Consider the following 21,525-nt stretch of genomic DNA (forward strand, 5'->3'; position numbering starts at 1 on the left):
CAACAGTCACGGCCAGGAGCGGCAGGGCGATGAACACGAGGCCCAGGTGCCGGCGGTCGACGGGCAACTGCGGGCCAACAGATCCGGCGGGACATGCGGCGCACCTAAGCCCACAACAGCCGTGAGCGCTCGGCCAGTCACAAACGGGGCGGGCGGCGGTGGGTTGTGCCGTTCTCAGCGCGGCGCAGCAGCTCTGCGAGGCCGCCCTCGTCAGGGGTCTCGGGCAGGGGTTCGCTGTGCAGGATGGCACGGGCGGTGGCGCGGAAGTGCGCGGTGGCGGCATCGAGAAGTTTTTGTTCGCGCATGTGGGCGGTGATGATGCCGAAGAATGGGTCGCCGTTGCATCCGAGGGCGTGGCCGCCGAGGGCATAGCGGATCAGGTCGGTTGCGGTGCGGTGGGTGATCAGGTGGCGGGCGGCAGCCTGGTGCAGTGCCCCGCGGGCGTAGACGACGTCTCGGCGCAGCTCGTCGATGTGGCCCTCGGTCCATGTGCAGGTGCGGCAGCGGCGAAGGCGGTGGCCGAGGAATCCAAGGCGTTCGGGGGCGCTGTGGGATGCCGTGAGGGCGGCATGAGTAAGGCAGTCGGCGCAGTAGGCGGCGAGGGCGTCGCCGCGGAAGAGGTGCAGGCCGGCGACGGCCGCCGCCGCGGGTTCCTGGTCGGCTTCGTCGAGCTGCCCGTCGTGATCGTTGAGCCGAGCCATGGCCGCATTGATGTCGGTGGCGGTGCGGGCCTTGCTGATGCAGACCACGGTTTGGCTGTGGATGGCGGCGCAGAGCGGCTCGAGGTCGGCGGGGCCCTCGAGCTCGACCAGGCCGCGGGCGGCCTCAAGGTCGCTGCGGGCATCGCTCCGCCGGTCGGACCCGGTGTCCTCGGGGTCGGTGATGGCGGCGGCGCGACGGGCTGCGTAGGCGGCGGTCAGGTAGCGGCTGTAGACAGCGCGGCGGGCTTCGGTGGCGGCCTGGGCGTGGTCGGCTGCGGTCTGCTCGCGGGCGGCGTCGAGAGCGGCTGCGGCCTGAGCCTGGGCGCCGTTGATGGCGGCGGTGGCCTGCTCGCGGGCGGCGGCGATGGCCGCCTCGGCCTGGTGACGGGCACCGCTCGCCTGTATGTGGGCGCCGATGACGGTTCCGGCGACACCGAGGGCGACGCCGCCCAACCCGGCGGCGGCGGTGATGAGTTCGGATGGCATTCGGTGAGCGTACGGCCCGCCACCGACGGGCGGGAACTTCCCTACGCTCGCCAAGTATGGGCCACTTCACACCACTTGGGGGACCGCGAGTTGGACCGGGATGCCTCATTTCAACAAGATGTTGAACGCGTCTCAAGCGGAGCTACCCACTAGTCAAGAAAGGAGCACCTGTTGGCCGGCGAGATCACCGTCCACGTCCCCGGTCAGGGACACGCCGAGATAACCCGCGAGCGGATCCTCGGCGCTACCGCCGGCCGAACTCCACGCTCGATCCGCACCTACGCCACCGTCATCGACGGCGTGATCTGGCCCCGCGTCAGATCGTTTTCGCCGCCCTCGGACATAACGGCGCCGACGTCGCCCCCCCAACTAGTCAGCGCTGCATGGAGGCCCTGCACCGGGTGGGCTTCGACACGTTCGAGCGCACTTCCTACAACGACGACGGGTACCTCATCCTGCCCGACGCCCGCAAACAGGGCGACGACGAGGGCTGAGTAGCCTCCGCAAAGAGCGGCCCGCCCTCACGCGAATTGGGGACGGGCCGCTCCTCCCCCCAACCTCACAGAAGGAACAGCAAGTTGACCAACCTCGCCGGATGCGCCGACTGCCGAAGCTGCGCCACCTCAGGTCCGAAAAAGCCCGGCAGTAAGACCCGCCGGGTCAGCACCGCCCTCCTCACCTACGGCGTATCGGAAGTGGGACGGGATGTGCTCCCCGGCTGCCCCGGCTGTGGGCACAAGATGATCTACCACGGGCCAGATCCCAAGCCGCTCAGCTCCAAGACGAAGGCCGTGATAGCCGTCACCGTGTGCGCCCTGATGGCCATCGGCGCCGTCGCCAACCAAGAGGAAGAAGAAGCCCAGCGACAGGCCGACATGGTGACGGTGCCGGACCTGGTTGGCGAGATCCTGCAAGACGCGCAGGATGAGGCACAGGCCGCCGGACTGTGGAACCTGGAATCCGAGGACGCCTGGAACCAGGGCCGCGAGCAGCTGTGGGACCGCAACTGGCACGTGTGCGAGCAGAACCCAGCGGCCGGCGAGAAGGTCGACGAGGACACGCAGGTCATGTTCACCACCGCCAAGTTCGATGAGACATGTCCTTGAGCCACTCGCGCCACTTCGCTGCAGACCGCCCCCCAACCACACAGAAGGCGCAAGCAGTTGAGCAAGCAGAAACAAGAGGAACCAGGGCCAGGGCGAGGGCCTCGCCGCCCGCTGCGGATGCCTGGCCGTCATAGCCCTCGCCCTCGGGCTCCTCATCAACAGCTGCAGCGGCGATGACGGAAGCGACAAGGCGGATCCGACGCCCAGCACCCCCACCGCAGCCGCCAGCCCGACGCCGACCGTCAAGCCGCTCGACCTGGACGACCTGATCATCCTCGACAGTGACAAGGCATACGACAAAGCCGCCGGCGCCGGATGCAAGGTCGTCACACGGCTGGCCACCGACCCCGACACCACCATGGACGCCGACAAGTGTGCGTCGCCAAGTAGAAGTACACGGTCACCCTGTACAGCCTCGCGAAGGCTTTCGGCTGCCCGCAGAAAATCGGCGGCGAGGCCACGATCCTGCTGTGGGACGACGACGGCGAGGCGGAGCGAAACTAAAGCTGGGTGACCCGACCAAGGACCCGAACCCGCCCAAGCCCGAACCGAAGCCCGAGCCGACGAGCGGCGGCAGCGGCTCCCGTCGGGCTGGTCGGGCGGCGACTTCTCGGGCGGCGGCGGAGCGACCCCCTCGGTCGAGTTCGGGCAGGCTTGCTCGCCGGTCGGCTCCCTGGACTGGTCTCACGACGGCCGCCCCGCCGAGTGCTTCATGGGCAGCGACGGACGCGCCCGCTGGGGCTGCGACTCCGACCGCGGCTGACCGCCGCACCAGCTAGCAGGCAGAGCGCGAACTACGTCACAACGGCGGCTTCGAGTACCCGACTTCGGTGACCCGTGTCGAAAAGTGGGCCGAATCGCGGCCTCTTGGAGTGACAGAGCACTTCATGCATGAGGACCGAGAGGGATCGAGGATGACGCGAGGCCGTCAACCGTCTCTGAGGCACCTCGGGAATGGCTGGCTGACCTATGTGGTCATCGTCGTTGCTACCTACAACTGCCAGCCCCACGAGAGTGTGCTTGCGCTCGCAGCACACAAAGATGAGTGTGGCAGGGCCCCACTCCGGACCGAAACCGGAGGGGGAAGGGCGGGGTACGGTCGATCGGCCGCAGGATTTCGGCTGGCAGCGATTGTCGGCTCCGAGCCCAGGATGAGTGCCGCCCCCGGCGAGCGCCGGGCTTGGATTGACGGTGGACAGGCCGGCCGTTTGCCGCACTCCAGAAGAGGCGTTCTGGGCGGGATACAACGAGCCTTGCGAGCACGGTCTGTTGGACCCGAACGAATGCCTGCGCTGCCGACTGATCGATGCAGAGGTAGGCCGACTCGCTGTGCTGCACCGCAACTACCTGAAGGTGCATCTCAACGAGTCAGCTGCGGCCTGATTCGCTGCATGGATTCTGCTTCACGGCTCCGTCAACGTCGGGTGCTGTAGCCGATCACTGCGGCGAGGGCCGCGAGCACCGCGACGCTGGTGAGGGCGATGGGCAGGGTGAACCAGTCGGCCATGAATCCGATGGCGGGCGGTCCCAGGAGCATGCCGCCGTAGCCGAGTGTGGAGGCGGTCGCGACGCCGCTGGGGCCGGCCAGGGCGCCGGCACGTTCCACTGCGACCGGGAAGATGTTGGCGAGGCCGAGTCCGGTGATGGCGAAGCCGAGGAGCGCCACCCATACGGACGGGGCGAGTGCGCCCAGGAGCATGCCTGCGGCGGCCGTGGTGCCGCCGGCGACGAGTATCGCGGTCTGGCCGAGGCGTTCGAGCAGGGTTGTTCCGGTGAGTCGGCCGATGGTCATGGCGAGGGCGAAGCAGGAGTAGCCGGCGGCTGCGATGCCCGGGTGGGCGCTGAGGTCCTGTTCGAGGTGGAGTGCGCCCCAGTCGGCTAGTGCTCCCTCGCCGTAGGCCGTGCAGAGGGCGATGAGGCCGAAGACGATCACCAGGCGGCGGGTCCGGCTGTTCAGGCGGCGCGGGCCACTGTCCTCGCGGTGGACGTCGCTCGGCGGGGTCGGGGGTTCGAGGCGGAGCAGGGTGCGTCCTGCCACGGCGGTGACGATCAGGCCGATGACGGTGAGGCCGAGCAGGTGGTGCGTGGGGGACAGCGAGTCGGCGATCAGTCCGCCGAGGCCCGCGCCGACCATGCCGCCCAGGCTGAAAGCCGCGTGGAAGCTGGGCATGATCGGGCGTCGCAGGGCGGCGACCAGGTCTACGGCCGCGCTGTTCATTGCGACATTTATCCCCCCGTAGCCCGCTCCAAAGATCAAGAGCACTGCGCCTAGCGCTGTCGCTGAGTGGGTCAGCGGAGGCAGCGCCACGCTCAGCGAGAGCAGTACGCCGCAAACGACCGTTACGGGATGGCTGCCGAAGCGGCGGCAGAGCCGTCCAGTGAGCGTCATGGTGATCACGGCACCGGCTGAGACGCCTAGCAGCGCAAGTCCGAGGTCGCTGGCTGATGCGCCGGTCTGTTCCTTGATGGCGGGGATGCGGACGACCCATCCGGCGAAGATGAAGCCGTCGAGCGCGAAGAAGGTCGTCAGGACGATGCGGAGTCGGGTGAGGTGGTTGCCCGGTGCGGTGCTGTGTGGTGGCGCGGACACGGAGGGCGAGGTGCGCATGGACGTTCTCCTGGGGTGTGCGTGACCGCGGTCGTTCGCGGCCGCCCATGGGACCTGGGCTGGGTGCGGGCGTCCTCGTTTCGAGCGGCTCAGCTGGGCTGCGCACGCGAGGTCGCAACGGCCATGGCTCCGCCCCGTACCGCCGGGGCTAGAGCCCTTCAGTCAGTGAGCGACCGGGAAAAGTCTTAGTGGCTGCCACTTGTTGATCCCGCCGTATGCCGCCCCGAAGATCAGCAGCACCAGGCCGAGCGCCAGTGCCGAATGCGTCAGCGGCGGCAGCGCGACGCTGAGCGGCATCAGCACTCCGCAGGCCACCGTCACCGGATGGCTGCCGAAGCGGCGGCAGAGGCGTCCGGTCAGGGTCATCGTGACGACGGCGCCTGCCGAGACTCCGAGGAGTGCGAGCCCGAGGTCGCTCGCCGAAGCGCCGGTCTGGTCCTTGATGGCGGGGATGCGGACGACCCATCCGGCGAAGATGAAGCCGTCCAGCGCGAAGAAGACGGTGAGGGCGACACGGAGCCTGCGCAGGTCCGGGGGAGTGGCCCGCGACGCTGCGGACGTGGTTTTGTTTAGTAGCGGCACAAAGTCAGAGTAGGGGTGCACCCCGGTCGCGTACAAGGTCGTTCTTGTGGGTTCGGTGTCCGCCGCCTCCTGTCGGAAGTGCCAGGCGAGGGCGGCGGAGAAGTCAGGCAATGCCGGCGGAGACGTCAGGGAATGGCAGGGGAAGGGCAGATGGCGACTGGACGGCGAGGCCGCGTACGGATCATGGGAGACTCGCCCTCATGAACGGCAAGGCTGCCCCCCGTGCCGAGGGGGATCTGTCCACGCGTACGCGCCTGGAGCGAGGGCGCGGCGCGCTCGGTCCCGCCCTTGAGCTCGTCCACACCGGACGGGCCCCGACGCGTGCCGTGCTCACGGCCGAGCTGGGCGTCACCCGCGCCACGGCGGGCGCCGTCGCCGCCGAGCTCGAGGCGCTCGGCCTGATCAGGATCGACGCGCGGCCGAGCGCGCCCGCGGGCTCGCAGGGCCGGCCGTCGCACGGCCTTTCCATCGCGGACGACGGGCCGGTGGCGCTCGCCGCGCAGGTGCACTCCGACGGCTTCCGGGCGGCGCTCGTCGGGCTCGGCGGCCGGATCGTCGCCACCGCACCCGGCTGCGAGACGATCGACGCCGACCCGGCGCAGGTCCTCGGGTCCGTCATCGACGCGGGTGCCCAACTGCTGCGGGAGACCGGGCGGCGGTGCGTCGGGGCGGGCCTCGCGGTGCCGTCCGCCGTCGCCGAGCCGGAGGGCACCGCGCTCAACCCGCTGCACCTGGCGTGGCCCGCGGGTTCGCAGGTCCGCCAGATCTTCGCCGACTGCGTACGCGACGCGGGGATCGCGGGACCGGCGTTCGCCGCCAACGATGTCAACCTCGCCGCACTCGCCGAGCACCGGCACGGCGCCGGGCGCGGCGCCCGCGATCTGCTGTGCGTGGCGACCGGCCACCGGGGCGTCGGCGGCGCGCTCGTCCTCGACGGCCGTCTGCACACCGGCAGTTCGGGCCTGGCACTGGAGGTCGGCCACCTCACCGTCAACCCCGAGGGCCGCCCCTGCCACTGCGGAAGCCGCGGCTGCCTGGACGTCGAGACGGACCCACTGGCCTTCCTGATGGCCGCCGGCCGTGAACCCGGGCCGGAGGGGCTGCTCCTGCAGGCCCGCGGTCTGCTCCGCGACGCCGCCGCGGATCCCTCGGTCCGCGCGGCGGCCGAAGAGCTGATCGACCGTCTGGGCCTGGGCCTCGCGGGCCTGGTGAACATCCTCAACCCGGACCGGATCATCCTCGGCGGCCTGCACCGCGCCCTGCTTGAGGCCGACCCCGAGCGGCTGCGCGCCGTCGTGGCCGACCGCAGCCTGTGGGGGCGCAGTGGTGGCGTACCGATCCTGGCCTGCACCCTGGACCACAACAGCCTGGTGGGGGCCGCCGAGCTGGCCTGGCAGCCGGTGCTCGACGACCCCCTCGGGGCGCTCGGCTAGACCTTCGCGGGTTCCGCCGTCTCAACTGCGGCCGTGGCAGCGGCAGTTGGCGCTTCTCGCTGCCGCCGCCGCTTCAGGTCGGGCAGCAGGCTGACGAGGCCGAGCGCGGCGAGGGCGGCGCCGATCCACAGGGGCGCCCGCAGTCCGAACGTATCGATGGCGGGCCCGCCCACGGACGTCGCGATGATGATGCCGAGCGTGATGAACGAGGAGTGGACGGTGTTGACCAGCGGCCGGGCGTTGCCGACGCGCTGGACGCGGGTCACAAGGGCGGGGTTCATGGTGACTCCGACCAGACCGATGCCCATCATGAACACCACGGCAGGGACGGTGAGTTGGGCGAAGGAAGCGAAGCCGACGAGGAACGCCAGGTTGAGTATCAGCCCGATGAGCAGGACGGGGATGGTGTGCTTGTCGGCGAACCGGCCCACGACGGTGTTGCCGATGACGGTGGCCGCGCCGTACGCGATGAGCAGCAGCGGAACGGTCCCCGTGGCAAAGCCGGTGACCTCCGTGAGGATCGGGTTGAGGTAGCTGAACGCGGAGAACGTCGCGCCGATGATGAAGGTGCTGGTGGTGAGCGTCAGCCACAGCCGGGGGTTCCGGAAGGCGCCCAGCTCCTGGCGGAGGTCGCCGCCGTCGTCGGCTCGTTCCATGTGCGGCACACCGGTGATGGTGGCGAGCGCGGCGAGGACGGTCAGCCCTGTGATTGCCCAGAACGCGGCGCGCCAGCCCAGGTGTTCACCGATGACGGTGGAGAGCGGGAGGCCGAGAAGGGTGCCGAGCATCAGCCCGTTGAGGGCCACCGCGATGGCCCTGCCCCGCACTTCGGGGCGGGTGAGCCGCGCGGCGAGGGAGATGGAGACGCCGAAGAAGGCCTGTGAGGCGATCCCTGTGATCACGCGGGCCACCAGCATGGTGCGGTAGTCCGGGGCGAGGGCGGCGAGCACGTTGCCCGCCAGGAAGACGGCGAACAGGGTGGCAAGCGCCGACTTCTGACGCATCTTCAGCACGGCGACGGTGAGGAAGGGCCCGCCGATGGCCATCGCCGCGGCGAAGGCGGTGATGAGGTAGCCGATCTCCGGGATCGTGGCGTCGAGGCCTTCGGCCATCTGCGGCATCAGTCCGGCGACCACGAACTCGCTGGTCACCATGGCGAAGATGCCGAGGGCCAGTACGTATACGGCGCGGGGCATGGGTCTGCTCCTGTCGGAGTTCGGTTATGGATAGATCAGTACAAAACAAAGGCGTGCGAAAACGTGCGAGGGCGTCCAGGGCGTGCGAAAGCGCGCGACGGCGTACAGGGAATGCGAGGAAGCCCAAGTCGGGCCGAAGGAAAGCCGGTTGGTGCTAGCGGGTCAGCGCTTCGAGCGCCGTCTCCGTGATGGCCTCCAGGGCGGCCCGGTCGGCGCCGCCCTGCGCGGCGACCCGCATGCCGCCGATGACGGCGTTCAGGAAGCGAGCCAGGTCGGCCGCGTCCCGCGGCGATGTGATGTCGCCGCTGCTCTGTCCGGCGCGGATGGTGTCCTGGAAGGCGGCCAGGCGTACCGAGAGGTCGCGTGCGAGCAGTTCGGCGGCCGCGGGGTCGCGCCCCGCGAGTTCGACGGTCGTGTTGACGGTCAGGCAGCCGATGCTGTGCCCGCCCTCGCGGCACTCGAACTCGGAGTCGACGATCCGCGCGAACAGGGTGCGGATGCGCTCCATCGGTGAGCGTTCCGTGTCCGTCATGATCTCGATCTGGGTGGCGGTCATGGTGTCCATGTAGCGGGCCAGGGCCCGTTGGAACAGGTCGTGCTTGCTACTGAAGGTGTTGTAGATGCTGCTGCGGCCCAGGCCGGTGGCGTCGCACAGATCCTGGGTCGAGGTGGCCTCGTAGCCGTTCGCCCAGAAGGCGCGCATCGCCGCGTCCAGGGCCCGTTCCTCGTCGAAGGTTCTCGGTCGGGCCATGTCGGTACCGTACAGGTTTTGGAACGGCCAGTGCAATACGAGCAATCGGTACTGCGTTACCAGTTAAATAGGAGTACTGGTAACGTCGGAATCCGGGACGAGGCAGTGCGGCACGAACCCCTACGCGCGGGAGGCATCCGGTGACCTGGCAACTGGCCGACAAGTTCGAGACGTCCGACGGATACGTGAGGTGGGCGTCGTTCGGTGAAGGGGACCCGCTCGTCCTGCTGCACGGCTCGCCCTTCTCGTCGTACATCTGGCGCGAGATCGCCCCCGTCCTGGCCCGCACACGCAAGGTCTACGTCTGGGACCTGCTGGGCTTCGGCCGGTCGGAGCAGCGGGACGGCCAGGACGTCGGCCTGGCAGCGCAGGGCAGGCACTTCGCCAGGCTCCTCGCGCACTGGGGCTTGGAGCGGCCCAGCGTGGTCGCGCACGACGTGGGCGGAGCGGTCGCGCTGCGGGCCCTGCTTCTGGAGGGCGCCGCGTACCGGGACTTGACGCTGGTCGACGCGGTCGGCGGCGGCGCGTGGGGGACGGGCTACTTCAAGCTCATCCGCGACAACGCGCACGTCTTCGAGCGGCTGCCGGGGTACGCCCATGAGGCGTTGGTGGCCAGCCACCTGCGCCACGCCACGCACACCGGATACGGTCCCGGCGTCCTGGACGCCTACCTCGCCCCATGGCGCGGCGCGCGGGGCCAGGCGGCCTTCTACCGGCAGTACCGACAGTTCGCCCAGTCCCAGACGGACGAGATCGAGCCCCTGCTCGGCGAGGTGTCCGTGCCGACCCGGATCATCTGGGGCCGTGAAGACCGCCTGCTGCCGGGGGAGTTCGCCGCATTCCTGCGGGCGCGAATCCCGCACGCCGGGCTGATCTGGCTGGACGGCGCGGGCCACACCGTCCAGGAGGACGCGCCGGCGCGGCTGCTTGCGCATCTGGAGGCGGACTTCGGGCGGGCGGTCGGCTGAGTGAGAGCAGCGGAGGGTCACATGCCGGAGGCATTCCCGTACCGATTCGCGCACGATGTACGCACGGGGTCCTCCCCGTCCTCCGGTGCGGGTTCACGATGAGCCTCCTCCCACTGGCACTTCCGAGGAGGCCTCGATGCGTCGTCTCATCGCAGCCACCGTCCTCTCTGTACTGGCTCTAGGCGCCGCGACGGCCTGCGGTGGTGGCGATGTCGTCACCGAGCCGAAGTCCAAGTCGAAGCCGAAGTCGGCGGACGTCACGTCCGGTTCGAAGTCCAAGAAGCCGGCCGCGGACGAGCCGCAGGATTCCTCGGAGCGCTCGGGCAAGGCCAAGGTCGGTGACACCCTCGCGCTCAAGGGGCTGAAAGGCGGGTCGCGGCTCGACGTGACCGTCGAGAAGTTCGTCGATCCGGCGAAACCCTCCAGCCAGTTCCTCGAACCGGCCACGGGCAAGAAGTGGGTCGCAGCGCTGTTCAAGCTGGACAACAAGGGCGGCGAGGCCTACGAGGACAGCCCCATCAACGGAGCGCAGGTCGCCGACAAGACGGGGCAGCGCTTCCAGGCCACCATCGCGGATGTGACGGCCGGACCGTCCATGGCCGCGGTCGTCAAACTCCCGCCCGGCGAGACCGCCCGCGGCTGGCTGGTGTTCGAGGTCCCCGAGGACTCCGCGATCACCAGCGCGCAGTGGACACCCGATTCGGGATTCGCCGACGACACCGGGCAGTGGCAGATCCGGTGACACCGTCGGCGGTGCCGATGCCGCCTGCGGGTGCCGAGGTGCGCCCGCAGGCAGCCAGGTCGCGCGCAGGACCGGCCGGGCAGGTCCAGGGGCAAGAAGACCGGGATCGAGGAATATGCGGACATCCGGCGTAGCTGGTAATGATCACGAACCCTGCCCCAATAGAGGCTGTGCACCGGCACCAGCCCATGAAAGGGAAGAACTTGTCCACCAAGACCCTGCGCATACCCACCACCGACGGTCACGCCGACGCCTTCGCCGCCTTCCCCGACGACGGCGAGCCGCACCCGGGGGTGCTGCTGTACATGGACGCCTTCGGTCTGCGGCCCGAGCTGGAGGAGAAGGCCCGTGAGCTGGCCGGGCACGGGTACTACGTACTCGTCCCCAACCTCTACTACCGGCAGGGCCCGACACCGGTGATCGAGCTTCCCGAGCACATCGGCGACGACGAACGCCCGGCGATCTTCGCCCAGTTGATGCCCTTGATCGAGGCGCACACCACCGAACGTGCCCTGAGTGACGCCGACGCCTACCTCAGGTTCCTCACCGCCCAGCCAGAGGTCAGTGCCGGACCGGTCGCCACGATCGGCTACTGCATGGGCGCCGGCCTGGCGATGCGCACCGCGGCGGCGCACCCCGACCAGGTGGCCGCCGTCGCCGGATTCCACCCCGGCTTCCTGGTCACCGACGCGCCCGACAGCCCGCACCGCCTGCTCTCCGAGCTCACCGCGGAAGTCCACATCGGCCTCGCCGTGAACGACTTGTCGCCCGAGGCCCTCAGTGACCTCAACGGGGCCTTGGACGCCGCAGGCGTCGACTACACCACCGAGACATACCCCGACACTCTCCACGGCTTCACCATGTCCGACACCGACGCCTTCAGCGCCGCCGCACTGCAGCGCCACTGGGACCGCCTGCTCCCCCTCCTCGAGCGCACCCTGACCAAGGGCTGAGGGCTGCCGTTACGTCCACTCCGCAGCGAACGCACGCGCCGGGTTCGTCGTCAGGATCCGCTCCACCACGCCTTCTCCTGCCGCTAGTTGGAGGCGTGGACGTACCCGGCGCAGCAGATTCGGCATCCCCGGTCCGCCGTTGACCGACCGCGCCCCCGCCGTCGTCGTGTCGCCGCCCAGGAGCAGCTGATCGGCGAACCCGGCATCGGCCAGGGCGCGTACGGCGTCCGGCATCCGCCAGTCCGTGGCGTGGTGGGCGCGGGAGGGGCCGTCGAAGGCGAGACGCGCGCCTGCCTTCGCGGCCTCCCGGTGGACGGTGAGGTCGGGGGAGCGGTTCAGATGGCCGAGGAGCACCCGGCCGGGCGGGACGCCCAACTCCCCGCACAGCACGTCGAGTACGTCCAGGGCGCCGGTGCCGAGTTCCAGGTGGACGGCGATGGGCGCACCCGTCACCCGGTGGGCCTCGGCCGCGGCTTCCATGGTCCAGCGGGCGTGCGCGTCCAGGCCGTGGAAGCCGCCCGCGACCTTGATGAGCCCGGCGCGCACGCCCGTGTCACCGATGCCCTGTGTCAGTTCCCGTATGAACAGGGCGCCGAGGCCGGCGGCGCGCAGTCGGGCGAGCAACTCCGGTGCGTAGTGCGCCGCTTGGTGCAGTCCCGTCGCGGCGACGACCTGTACTCCCGTCGTGCGGGACAGCTCGGGCAGGTCTCCGGCGTGCCGCCCCATGCCGTACGGAGTCCACTGGACGAGGCTCCCGCCGCCGGCCGCCCGGAACGCCTCGAGTTCGCGCGCCGCTTCAGCGGTCGAGTCGAGCTCCTGGCCGGGAAGTTGAGGGCTGGTCAGGTAGAGGTGGTCGTGGGCGTCGCAGATGCCGAGCGACTCGGGGGCGACGTCTCCGAGGACCGTGCGGACCGTGCTCACCACTGCCGGCCCCGGCGAAGCAGGTCCCGCTCGGGTGCCGACAGGTGCAGCACCTGGAACACATCGCCCACCCCTTTGGGGGATTCGTGGTCCCAGACGGAGAAGTGCAGTGCCTCCCAGGTGCGTGGATCGATGGACACGGCCGCGTAGATGTTCCCGTCCTGGCGGGCCAACCGCTCGGCCTCGTGGGCGAGTTCGGCGGCCAGGGGGCCCAGGGGAGTGCGGTCGGGGATCCGCATCCGGCGGCGTATCGCGGCGCGGGCGGGAGCGGTGGACGCGATCCCCTCCGCGAAGGCCAGACCCGTCCAGTGCTGCACCTCGGGGCGGCCGAAGTCGTCGATGATGCCCTGGAATCCGGGGCCCCAGAGGAAGGAGTTCATGCCCTCGGGGGTGTTCCACAGGTAGAACGGCGCGTACTGGTTCACGGGGGAGTCGTCGACACCGCGCTCGCGGACCAGGTACGCCTTGGCGCCGAGGCCCGGACAGTCGTCCAGGAGGTGCCCCTTGGTGGCCACGCGGTCGCGGATGATCCCCATGTCGTAGTCGGCCGGCAGCGTGATCTCGTACTGCATCGCATGCATGGTCAACGGGTCCTTGTCCGCAGGAGGGAGAGCAGGCCCCGTACGCCGGTGTCGAAGGCCGCGGGCGAGCCGTCGGCGCGGGCCAGCACATAGCCGCCCTGGACCGTCGCGACGACCGCCGCCGCGATCTCCCGCGGATCGAGCGAGGCCGCGAACTCGCCCTGCTCCTGGCCCTCTTCGACGATTCCGGCAAGACGCCCCCGCAGCCAGTCGAGCGTCTCGGTGACCGGCGCGCGCAGCTCGTCGCTCGCGATGACGTCGGGATCCATCGTCAACCGCCCGACCGGGCAGCCCCGCAGCACGTCGCGCTCGCGCAGCAGATACGCCTCGATGCGCCCGTACGCCGATCCCTCGCCGCCCAGGACCGCGTCGGCGGCAGCGCGCAGCTCCTCGGCCGTACGCCGGATCGCGGCGAGCGCGAGGTCGGGCTTCCCGGCGAAGTGGTGGTACATGCTGCCCTGCCCGGCCCCGGCGTGCTGCTGGATGGCCTTGGGGCTCGTGCCGACGTAGCCGCGCTCCCACAGCAGCTCGCGGGTGGACTCGATCAGGCGCTCCGGAGTGCTCATGAACGCACTGTACATACTAGTAGGTACAGAGGTCCAGACTTCCTCCGGGAGCAGCGCCGACGGCCGCTCGTACTCCCCGCGTGGTACGCGAGCTGCCGCTGGCCGTACGACGACTCGGACCGCCTCGGAGAGCGAATCTCGATACATCGCACAGACACCGCACAGACATCGCGAACCGCATCGCACAGACGTCGCGAACCGCATCGCGCGGACATCGCGAACTCGCTTCCGAGGAGATGGACACCATGCAGACCCTGGCTCACTTCGACGGCGGGCCCGGCCCGTGGATCCTGTTCTTCCCGCTCATCTGGGCGGCCGTCGTCATCGGCGGCATCACCCTGCTGCGCCGCACCGTGTGGCGCGGCCGCCGCGCACCGTGGACGCGTGACGTCGGCGACGGGAACGTACGCGTCGACGAGAAGTCGCCCATCGCCGTGCTCGGCCGGCGCTTCGCGTCCGGTGAGATCGACGAGGACGAGTACTGGCGGCGGCTCTCCGTCCTGAACGAGGAGTTCGGCCGCACCTCCAAGGGCGGTGCGGCATGAGCACCGCAACCGGACAGCGCACCGCCACGCTCGACGCGGCCCGCGTCACCGAGGCCGTCAAGGTCTACGGCAGCGGTGACACGGCCGTACGGGCCCTGGACGGGGTGAGCGTCGGCTTCCCGGCAGGACGCTTCACCGCGATCATGGGCCCGTCGGGCTCCGGCAAGTCCACCCTGATGCACTGCGCCGCGGGCCTCGACACCCTCACGTCGGGCACCGCCCACATCGGCGACACCGATCTCGGCGCCCTGGACGACCGGCGTCTGACGCTGCTGCGCCGCGACCGCATCGGCTTCGTCTTCCAGGCCTTCAACCTGGTGCCGACGCTGACCGTCGCCGAGAACATCACGCTCCCGATGGACCTGGCGGGACGGCGCGGCGGACAGGAGTGGACCGACGCCCTCATCGACGTCGTCGGCCTGCGCGACCGACTGCACCACCGGCCCGCCGAACTCTCCGGCGGACAGCAGCAACGCGTCGCCGTGGCACGGGCGTTCGCCGGGCAGCCCGACGTCGTCTTCGCCGACGAACCCACCGGCAACCTCGACTCGCGCTCCGGCGAGGAGGTCCTGCGCCTGCTCGGCCGCGCCGTACGCCAGATGGAGCGCACCGTCGTCATGGTCACCCACGACCCGGTGGCCGCGGCCCACGCCGACGAGGTCGTCTTCCTGGCCGACGGCCGGCTCGTGGACCGGATGGCGGCCCCGACCGCGGACAAGGTCCTCGACCGCCTCAAGGCCTTCGACACGAAGACCACGAAGACCACGAAGACCTCGTCCGCACCCGGTACCGAGGGGGCGCCGTCATGAGTTCCCTGAGCGCGTCCGCGCGCATCAGCCTGTCCTCGCTGCGCGGCCACAAGCGGCGCTTCGCGGGTACGTTCCTCGCGGTCATGCTCGGTGTCGCCTTCCTGGCGGGCACGCTCGTCATGGGCGACACCCTGCGCGGCAGCTTCGACACCATGTTCGGCAACGCGACCAGCGGCACCGACGCCGTGGTCCGCAGTGCCGGCACCATCACCACCCCCGACGACAGCCAGGGCACCCGGCAGCCCGTCAAGACCTCGCTCGTCGAGAAGATCGAGCAGACCGACGGCGTCGCTGCCGCCGCGCCCAGCATTCAGGGCGCGGGCCAGCTCCTGGGCAAGGACCGCGAGCCCATCGGCGGTGAAGGCCCGCCGACCCTCGCAGGCAACTGGATCGCGGACGACAAGCTGAACGCCTATCAGCTGGCCGACGGCCGCGCCCCCGCCAGGTCCGGCGAGGTCGTCGTCAACCGCGGTGCCGCCGAGTCCGGCGACCTGAAGATCGGCGACACGACCACGCTGCGCACCCCCGACCCCGTCAAAGTGACGATCGTGGGCCTCGCGACCTTCGGTGGCGAGGACGGCATGGCGCAGACCACCTTCACCGGCATGACGCAGGCCGATGCCGAGAAGTACCTCACGCCGAAGCCCGGCGAGGCGGCGTCCATCCAGGTGCGGGCCGGACCCGGCGTGAGCGAGCAGGAACTCGTCGACGCGCTGAGTCCCGTACTCCCCAAGGGAGTTGAGGCGATCACCGGTGAGGCGTCGGCGGCGGAGAACACCGACAACATCTCCGGCCAGTTCCTGACGCTCTTCACCAGCTTCCTGCTCGTCTTCTCCGGCGTCGCCCTCCTTGTCGCCACCTTCAGCATCCACAACACCTTCGCGATCGTCGTCGCCCAGCGCACCCGCGAGAACGCGCTGCTTCGCGCGCTCGGCGCCTCGCGCCGCCAGGTCACCGCATCCACCCTCGTGGAGGCGAGCGCGGTCGCCGTCGTGGCGTCGGTGGCGGGCCTCGCGGGCGGCATCGGCATCGCGGCCGGCCTCCAGGTGCTCTTCCCGGCCATCGGATTCCCCTTCCCCGAGGGCGACTTGGTGATCAGCGGCCTGTCGATGCTGCTGCCCCTGGCCGTCGGCATCGTGGTCTGCCTGGGCTCCGCCCTGCTGCCCGCCGTCCGCGCCGGTCGCACCGCACCCCTGGCCGCGCTGCGCGAGACGGCCGTCGACCACTCCGGGGCCTCGCGGGGACGCGCCGTCGCCGGCACGGGCCTTGCGCTCGTCGCCGTCGGCCTGTCCCTCTTCGGCGTCCTCGTCAGCCCGTCCGTGTGGCTGGCAGGGGCCGGGGCGGTCCTCGCGCTCGCCGCGTTCGTGGTCCTCGGACCCGTCGCTTCCTCGCGGGCGGTACGCATTCTCGGCGGGCCCCTGGACCGGCTGCGCGGCGTCACCGGCGGGCTCGCCCGGCGCAACGCCCTGCGCAGCCCCAAGCGGACCGCCGCCACCGCGAGCGCGCTGATGATCGGCGTCGCCGTCGTCTCGCTCTTCACGGTCTTCGGCGCCTCGCTGAAGGCGACCATGGACCAGACGGTGAACCGCTCCTTCGCGGGCGACCTCGCCATCAGCACTCCCGGCTTCGGAGCGGGCGGCAGCGGACTCAGCCCCAAGCTGGCCCCCGCGCTCGCCGAGCAGCCGGAGGTGGAGACCGCCGTCGGCCTGGGCAAGGGCGCGGCGGAGGTCGACGGGGAAGGGCGCGCCCTGACCGTCACGGACCCCGGCCCCTTCGCCAAGTCCTTCGACCTCGGCAAGATCGAGGGCTCGCTGGACCTCGGCACCAACGGCATCGCGATCAATCGCGCCGAGGCAAAGAAGCAGGACCTCAAGGTCGGCTCCAAGGCGGAACTCGCCTTCGCCGACGGCAAGAAGGCCACCTTCACCGTCCGCGCGCTGTTCGGACAGTCGGAGCTCGCGGGGGACTACGTCATCACCCGTGAGGCCTGGGCGCCGCACCGCATGCAGGACGCCGACAGTCTCGTCTCCGTCACCTTCAAGGACGGCGTGAGTGCGAGCGACGGCGAGGCCGCGGTCTCCAAGACCGCCCAGGAGTACGGCAATCCGGACGTGCAGACCCGGGGTGAGTACGCGCAGTCCGCGGCCGGCGGCATCGACATGATGCTCACGCTGGTCTACGCCCTGCTCGCGCTCGCGGTCCTCATCGCCCTGCTCGGCATCGCCAACACGCTGACCCTCGCGATCCATGAACGTACCCGCGAGCTCGGTCTGTTGCGTGCCGTGGGGCAGACGAGGGCGCAGCTGCGGGCCATGGTCCGCTGGGAGTCGGTGCTCGTTGCCGCCTTCGGCACGGCAGGCGGCCTGGCGCTCGGCGGCTTCCTCGGCTGGGTGCTCGTCAAGGCCTCGGACGGCGCGACGAGCAGTGCCTTCGCGTTCGCGGTGCCGCCGGTGCAGCTCGTGGTGGTCGCCCTGGTGGGCCTGGCGGCGGGAGCCCTCGCGGGCCTGCGTCCGGCGCGGCGGGCCGCACGCCTGGACGTGCTGCGTGCCATCGCCACCGAGTGACGTACGCCGTCACGGACGCGGGGCCTGTCACCGCCCGGTCAGCCGACAACGGCCGACCGGGCGGGAGCATGTCCGGGCGCGTCGGCCAGGACATCCGGCGCGCCGGTGTCCAGGTCCGCGAACGGGCCCGCCGTGGCCGCCCCGTACACCGGGTACGTGGGCAGCGCGGCCGCCTGGGACGGGGCCGGAAGGGTGAACCAGACGACCTTGCCCGTCTCGCCGTGCGGGCGTACGCCCCAGCTCTCGCTGACCGCGGCGACCATGGCGAGGCCACGTCCGCAGGTCTCGAACGGCTCGGCGTCGTTCACCTCGGGGAGGCGGGGGTCGTGGTCGTGCACGGAGACCGTGAGGCGGTCGAGCAGCAGCTCGATCTCCACGGTGCACACCTTGTCCGGCTGTGCGTGCCGGTGCACGTTGGTAAGCAGCTCGGTCACACCGAGCGCGGCCTTGTCTATCAAGGGATCGAGATGCCAGTAGCGCAACTGCGCCGATACGATTCTGCGGACCTGGCCGATCCGCGCGGGCAGAGCTTGTAGCTCCACCGTGCAATACCTGCTTGGCTGGCTGATCACGGCTGCGACTCCCCGAATTACGGTCCGGAAGAAGACGACGATCGGATCCAGCAGCGGCCGCGTGGTCTGCCGCCTGCTGTGTGGCCGGCGGGCTGGTTCGCAGCGTCATCGCCGGTAAACCCAGAGTGATGTGAGACCAGAGTGACTCAGGGGGTGCGGGCGTGCAACTCGCACCCTGCCCTGCGCGCGCTCCGGCCCCGCTCAGTCCCGGGGCTGACGGCCTGAGGCCCTGCGCACCGCGTCGATGAACTTGCGCACCGTCGGCGGACCCGCCGTGCCGGGCGCCGGATCGTGGTCGGCGAGCGTGAGCCGGTAGCGCGTGCCGTTCAGTTCGGCCAGTGCCCGGTCGTCCGCGGCGAACCACGGTTTGCCCGCGCGCACCGTCTGCACGGGGGCGCTGTCGATCTCCCTGCCGTAACTGGTCAGCAGCTCGAACCTGCCGTCGCTGATGCGGACTTGGCCGGCCCGGGTGAGGGAGCGCAGCCGCCGCCCGATCCGTACGCCTGTGGCCGTGAACTCCGGCTCCGCCATGACGTTCCGCCCCCTTGCGCCTCGGTGTGTCGCTCCGTACGGGACCGCCGTCCCGTGCGGTGCAGTCTGCACGCACCCGGCGTCGAGCACCAGTGCGTATGAAGACGCCGGCACAGGCCGGAACATCCTGCCTCCAGTGTGCCCCGCATGCGCGTCCAGTAACTGCGCCAGGTGTGCCTTTGAGGTGCTCAAAGGTGTGTTTATGCAGGTGAGAAGCGTGCGGAAGGTGCTTATGATCGAGGTGTCCGGCCGGCTGTGAGCGTGGCCGGCCCGACCCGGAGGAGCCGCGCGGTGAGCACCACACAACAGGATCGAGCCGACGAGCCGATGGCCACGCTCGACGTCGACCGCAGCGACGCGGAGTACCGCGCCTGGCTCAAAGAGGCCGTGCGCAAGGTCCAGGCCGATGCCAACCGCTCGGCCGACACCCACCTGTTGCGCTTCCCGCTGCCGGAACAGTGGGGCATCGACCTGTACTTGAAGGACGAGTCGACCCACCCGACCGGCAGCCTCAAGCACCGCCTGGCCCGCTCCCTCTTCCTGTACGGCCTCTGCAACGGCTGGATCAGGCCAGGGCGCCCGGTCATCGAGGCGTCCAGCGGCTCGACGGCCGTCTCCGAGGCGTACTTCGCGAAGCTGATCGGGGTGCCCTTCATCGCGGTGATGCCGCGCACGACCAGCGCCGAGAAGTGCCGACTGATCGAGTTCCACGGCGGCCAGTGCCACTTCGTGGACGACTCGCGCACGATGTACGCCGAGTCGGCCGCCCTCGCCGTCGAGACCGGCGGCCACTACATGGACCAGTTCACCTACGCCGAGCGGGCCACCGACTGGCGCGGCAACAACAACATCGCCGAGTCGATCTACCAGCAGATGAGGCTGGAGCGCTATCCGGAGCCCGCGTGGATCGTCGCCACGGCGGGCACCGGCGGCACCTCGGCGACCATCGCCCGCTACGTCCACTACATGCAGCACGACACCCGGCTGTGCGTCGCCGACCCCGAGAACTCCTGTTTCTTCGACGGCTGGACCCACCACGACCCGGACGCCACCAGCGACTGCGGCTCCCGCATCGAAGGCATCGGCAGGCCGCGCATGGAGCCGAGCTTCGTGCCCGGCGCGATCGACCGCATGATGAAGGTGCCGGACGCGGCGAGCGTCGCCGCCGTGCGCGCCCTGGAGCAGGCGATCGGCCGCAAGGCGGGCGGCTCGACCGGCACCGGCCTGTGGAGCTCCCTGAAGATCGTCGCCGAGATGGTGGCGGCGGGACGCACGGGCAGTGTCGTCACGCTCATCTGCGACCCGGGTGACCGCTATCTGGACAAGTACTACTCGGACGCGTGGCTGGCCGAACAGGGGCTGGACATCACGCCGTACGCGGCCGCCATCAAGTCGCTGCTTGCTACCGGGACCTGGGGCTGAGCGCTCCGCGGGAAGAGCGGTGCTTCGTCTGCAGGTCGCGTGTGGCTGGTCGCGCAGTTCCCCGCGCCCCCTTCGGGGGCTCAGGCGTTCGCCGCCGCCAAGCGCCGGTCCAGGGCCGTCACGGCGTCGCGGAAGGCGCGGCCCATGCCCGCCCTGCCCAGCTTCATGGCGAAGCGGAAGGGAGCCGCGCCGTCCGCGGCGAAGGTCCACTGCACGCGGGTGCCGGTGCCGGCCGGGGTGAGCTGCCACTCCTCCAGGAGGGCGCGCAGCCCCGGCGCGTTCGTCTCGTCGACCCGGTAGGCGTACCGCTGCGCCGGCTCGGCCGCCACGATCGTCTCCCGGAAGCGCGTGCCGCCCTTGAGCCGGACCTCGCGGCCAGCCCCGCCGTCGGTGGGGCGGCACAGGGTGACCGCGGTGAACCACTCGGGCCAGCCCGTCACGTCGTCGGCGAGGGCGCTGTACACCGCATCGGGGGCGGCGGCCACCTCACGCGCGAAGACCAGACGCAGCGGCGCGGACTCGGCGAACTCGAGCCCCACGGGCCTCAGTCGGCGTGCCATCGAACTCAGCCCCCAAGCGGAATCGGGTGGTTGACCGGGCACCGGCACCATAGCTGATGCGCCGTCAGATGTCTGCGGCGTACCCGCCGCCCTCCTCGGGCTCCTCGGCCTCGCCCGTGATCACCAGGCGCCGCAGATGGTCGGAGATCTCCGCCCGAGCCTCCGCGGGCAGCCCGGCGTCCGTCACCAGCGTGTCGACCTGCGCCAGCGTCGCGAACGAACTGAGGCCCACCGTGCCCCACTTGGTGTGGTCGGCGACCACGATGACGCGCCGCGCCGACTGCACCAGACGCCGGTTGGTCTCCGCCTCCGCGAGGTTGGGCGTGGACAGACCGGCCTCGGCCGATATGCCGTGCACACCCAGGAAGAGCACATCGAAGTGCAGCGCCCCGATCGCCTGGTCGGCGACCGGACCCACCAGCGAGTCCGACGGGGTGCGCACCCCGCCCGTGAGGACCACGGTGGCCGCGCCCTGGCGCTGGCCCGAGGTGCGCTGCGCGGAGTGGAAGACATCCGCGACCCGCACCGAGTTCGTCACCACCGTCAGGTCCGGCACGTCCAGGAGATGGTGCGCCAGCGCGTACGTCGTCGTGCCTCCGGAGAGCGCGATCGCGGTGCCCGGGGCCACCAGGGACGCCGCGGTGCGCGCGATGTCCTCCTTGGCGGTCAGCTCAAGGCCCGACTTGGCCTCGAACCCCGGCTCGTGCGTGCTCGCCTCGGCCACCGGGACCGCGCCGCCGTGCACCTTCTCCAGGACGCCCTGGCGGGCCAGTGCGTCGAGATCGCGGCGGACCGTCATGTCCGACACGCCGAGCTTCCGCGTCAGTTCATTGACCCGGACCCCGCCCCGGCGTCGTACCTCGTCGAGGATCAGGGCGCGGCGCTGCTCCGCGAGGAGGTTCTGATTCTCACTCACGTCAGGTCTGGC

20 protein-coding genes and 1 pseudogene are annotated in these 21,525 nt (G+C 70.4%); 9 read left to right on the forward strand and 12 right to left on the reverse strand.

The features are described 5' to 3' along the window. Positions 1-137: 137 nt before the first annotated feature. A complete protein-coding gene (locus AB0G47_RS34995) occupies positions 138-1,187 on the reverse strand; it encodes a hypothetical protein (RefSeq protein WP_360778201.1) in 1,050 nt (349 codons plus the stop codon). Between the two features lie 578 nt (positions 1,188-1,765). Here AB0G47_RS34995 and AB0G47_RS35000 point away from each other — a divergent pair. Further along, a complete protein-coding gene (locus AB0G47_RS35000) occupies positions 1,766-2,293 on the forward strand; it encodes a PASTA domain-containing protein (RefSeq protein WP_360778203.1) in 528 nt (175 codons plus the stop codon). A 1,414-nt stretch (positions 2,294-3,707) separates the two neighbouring features. On the opposite strand, the gene AB0G47_RS35005 is transcribed toward AB0G47_RS35000, so the two are convergent. Beyond that, positions 3,708-4,901 carry an MFS transporter gene (locus AB0G47_RS35005; protein ID WP_360778205.1) on the reverse strand — a complete coding sequence of 398 codons (1,194 nt, stop codon included), beginning with the start codon at positions 4,899-4,901 and terminating at the stop codon, positions 3,708-3,710. A gap of 201 nt (positions 4,902-5,102) precedes the next feature. Next, positions 5,103-5,483 (reverse strand): annotated as a pseudogene (locus AB0G47_RS35010) (MFS transporter); the annotation flags it as partial. Between the two features lie 200 nt (positions 5,484-5,683). Between AB0G47_RS35010 and AB0G47_RS35015 the strand changes: the two are divergent. After that, complete coding sequence (locus AB0G47_RS35015; protein WP_360778207.1) at positions 5,684-6,916, forward strand: ROK family protein; 1,233 nt, start codon at positions 5,684-5,686, stop codon at positions 6,914-6,916. Here AB0G47_RS35015 and AB0G47_RS35020 read toward each other — a convergent pair. Beyond that, positions 6,913-8,112, reverse strand: a complete 1,200-nt coding sequence (locus AB0G47_RS35020) for an MFS transporter (protein WP_360778209.1) — start codon at positions 8,110-8,112, stop codon at positions 6,913-6,915. The two genes, AB0G47_RS35015 and AB0G47_RS35020, sit on opposite strands and share 4 nt — an antisense overlap. 154 nt (positions 8,113-8,266) lie before the next feature. Further along, complete coding sequence (locus AB0G47_RS35025) at positions 8,267-8,863, reverse strand: TetR/AcrR family transcriptional regulator (RefSeq protein WP_360778212.1); 597 nt, start codon at positions 8,861-8,863, stop codon at positions 8,267-8,269. Between the two features lie 140 nt (positions 8,864-9,003). On the opposite strand from AB0G47_RS35025, the gene AB0G47_RS35030 reads away from it, so the two are divergent. The 3 genes from AB0G47_RS35030 (at position 9,004) to AB0G47_RS35040 (ending at position 11,526) form a co-directional block, all read left to right on the forward strand. Then, complete coding sequence (locus tag AB0G47_RS35030) at positions 9,004-9,831, forward strand: alpha/beta hydrolase (protein ID WP_360778215.1); 828 nt, start codon at positions 9,004-9,006, stop codon at positions 9,829-9,831. A 136-nt stretch (positions 9,832-9,967) separates the two neighbouring features. Then, positions 9,968-10,573, forward strand: coding sequence for a DUF4352 domain-containing protein (locus tag AB0G47_RS35035; protein WP_360778217.1), 606 nt, complete (start codon positions 9,968-9,970; stop codon positions 10,571-10,573). A 203-nt stretch (positions 10,574-10,776) separates the two neighbouring features. Beyond that, complete coding sequence (locus AB0G47_RS35040) at positions 10,777-11,526, forward strand: dienelactone hydrolase family protein (protein WP_360778220.1); 750 nt, start codon at positions 10,777-10,779, stop codon at positions 11,524-11,526. A 9-nt stretch (positions 11,527-11,535) separates the two neighbouring features. Here the strand turns inward: AB0G47_RS35040 and AB0G47_RS35045 are convergent, their stop codons facing one another. The 3 genes from AB0G47_RS35045 to AB0G47_RS35055 are packed head-to-tail and all read right to left on the reverse strand — an operon-like array spanning position 11,536 to position 13,609. After that, the gene (locus AB0G47_RS35045) at positions 11,536-12,447 is read right to left on the reverse strand and encodes a phosphotriesterase (protein WP_360778401.1); all 912 of its coding nucleotides are present in this window, start codon (positions 12,445-12,447) and stop codon (positions 11,536-11,538) included. After that, positions 12,444-13,028, reverse strand: coding sequence for a DUF4865 family protein (locus AB0G47_RS35050; RefSeq protein ID WP_360778223.1), 585 nt, complete (start codon positions 13,026-13,028; stop codon positions 12,444-12,446). Before AB0G47_RS35050 ends, AB0G47_RS35045 begins: the two co-directional genes overlap by 4 nt. A gap of 2 nt (positions 13,029-13,030) precedes the next feature. Further along, positions 13,031-13,609 (reverse strand): TetR/AcrR family transcriptional regulator, encoded by a 579-nt coding sequence (locus AB0G47_RS35055; protein ID WP_360778226.1) that lies wholly within the window; start codon positions 13,607-13,609, stop codon positions 13,031-13,033. Positions 13,610-13,839: 230 nt separating this feature from the next. Here AB0G47_RS35055 and AB0G47_RS35060 point away from each other — a divergent pair, with 230 nt between their 5' ends. Genes AB0G47_RS35060 through AB0G47_RS35070 form a run of 3 tightly spaced genes read left to right on the forward strand, consistent with a single transcriptional unit; the run spans position 13,840 to position 17,512 of the window. Continuing rightward, on the forward strand, positions 13,840-14,139 hold the full coding sequence (locus AB0G47_RS35060) for an SHOCT domain-containing protein (protein WP_360778229.1): 300 nt from the start codon (positions 13,840-13,842) through the stop codon (positions 14,137-14,139). Next, complete coding sequence (locus AB0G47_RS35065; protein ID WP_266869483.1) at positions 14,136-14,948, forward strand: ABC transporter ATP-binding protein; 813 nt, start codon at positions 14,136-14,138, stop codon at positions 14,946-14,948. The genes AB0G47_RS35060 and AB0G47_RS35065 overlap by 4 nt, the downstream gene beginning before the upstream one ends. A 5-nt stretch (positions 14,949-14,953) precedes the next feature. Next, positions 14,954-17,512 carry an FtsX-like permease family protein gene (locus tag AB0G47_RS35070; RefSeq protein ID WP_360778404.1) on the forward strand — a complete coding sequence of 853 codons (2,559 nt, stop codon included), beginning with the start codon at positions 14,954-14,956 and terminating at the stop codon, positions 17,510-17,512. Between the two features lie 38 nt (positions 17,513-17,550). Here AB0G47_RS35070 and AB0G47_RS35075 read toward each other — a convergent pair whose 3' ends face one another. Further along, positions 17,551-18,084 (reverse strand): ATP-binding protein, encoded by a 534-nt coding sequence (locus AB0G47_RS35075; protein WP_360778232.1) that lies wholly within the window; start codon positions 18,082-18,084, stop codon positions 17,551-17,553. A gap of 201 nt (positions 18,085-18,285) precedes the next feature. After that, on the reverse strand, positions 18,286-18,615 hold the full coding sequence (locus tag AB0G47_RS35080; RefSeq protein WP_266869486.1) for a hypothetical protein: 330 nt from the start codon (positions 18,613-18,615) through the stop codon (positions 18,286-18,288). Positions 18,616-18,942: 327 nt separating this feature from the next. On the opposite strand from AB0G47_RS35080, the gene AB0G47_RS35085 reads away from it, so the two are divergent. Next, complete coding sequence (locus tag AB0G47_RS35085) at positions 18,943-20,037, forward strand: PLP-dependent cysteine synthase family protein (protein ID WP_360778407.1); 1,095 nt, start codon at positions 18,943-18,945, stop codon at positions 20,035-20,037. 80 nt (positions 20,038-20,117) lie between these two features. On the opposite strand, the gene AB0G47_RS35090 is transcribed toward AB0G47_RS35085, so the two are convergent. Together AB0G47_RS35090 and AB0G47_RS35095 are read right to left on the reverse strand one after the other, a co-directional pair. Continuing rightward, positions 20,118-20,597 carry an SRPBCC family protein gene (locus AB0G47_RS35090; protein ID WP_360778237.1) on the reverse strand — a complete coding sequence of 160 codons (480 nt, stop codon included), beginning with the start codon at positions 20,595-20,597 and terminating at the stop codon, positions 20,118-20,120. A gap of 64 nt (positions 20,598-20,661) precedes the next feature. Beyond that, positions 20,662-21,513, reverse strand: a complete 852-nt coding sequence (locus AB0G47_RS35095) for a DeoR/GlpR family DNA-binding transcription regulator (RefSeq protein ID WP_360778240.1) — start codon at positions 21,511-21,513, stop codon at positions 20,662-20,664. Positions 21,514-21,525: the final 12 nt, after the last annotated feature.

It is taken from the genome of Streptomyces sp. NPDC021622 (genome assembly GCF_040640795.1).
Taxonomy (GTDB): domain Bacteria; phylum Actinomycetota; class Actinomycetes; order Streptomycetales; family Streptomycetaceae; genus Streptomyces.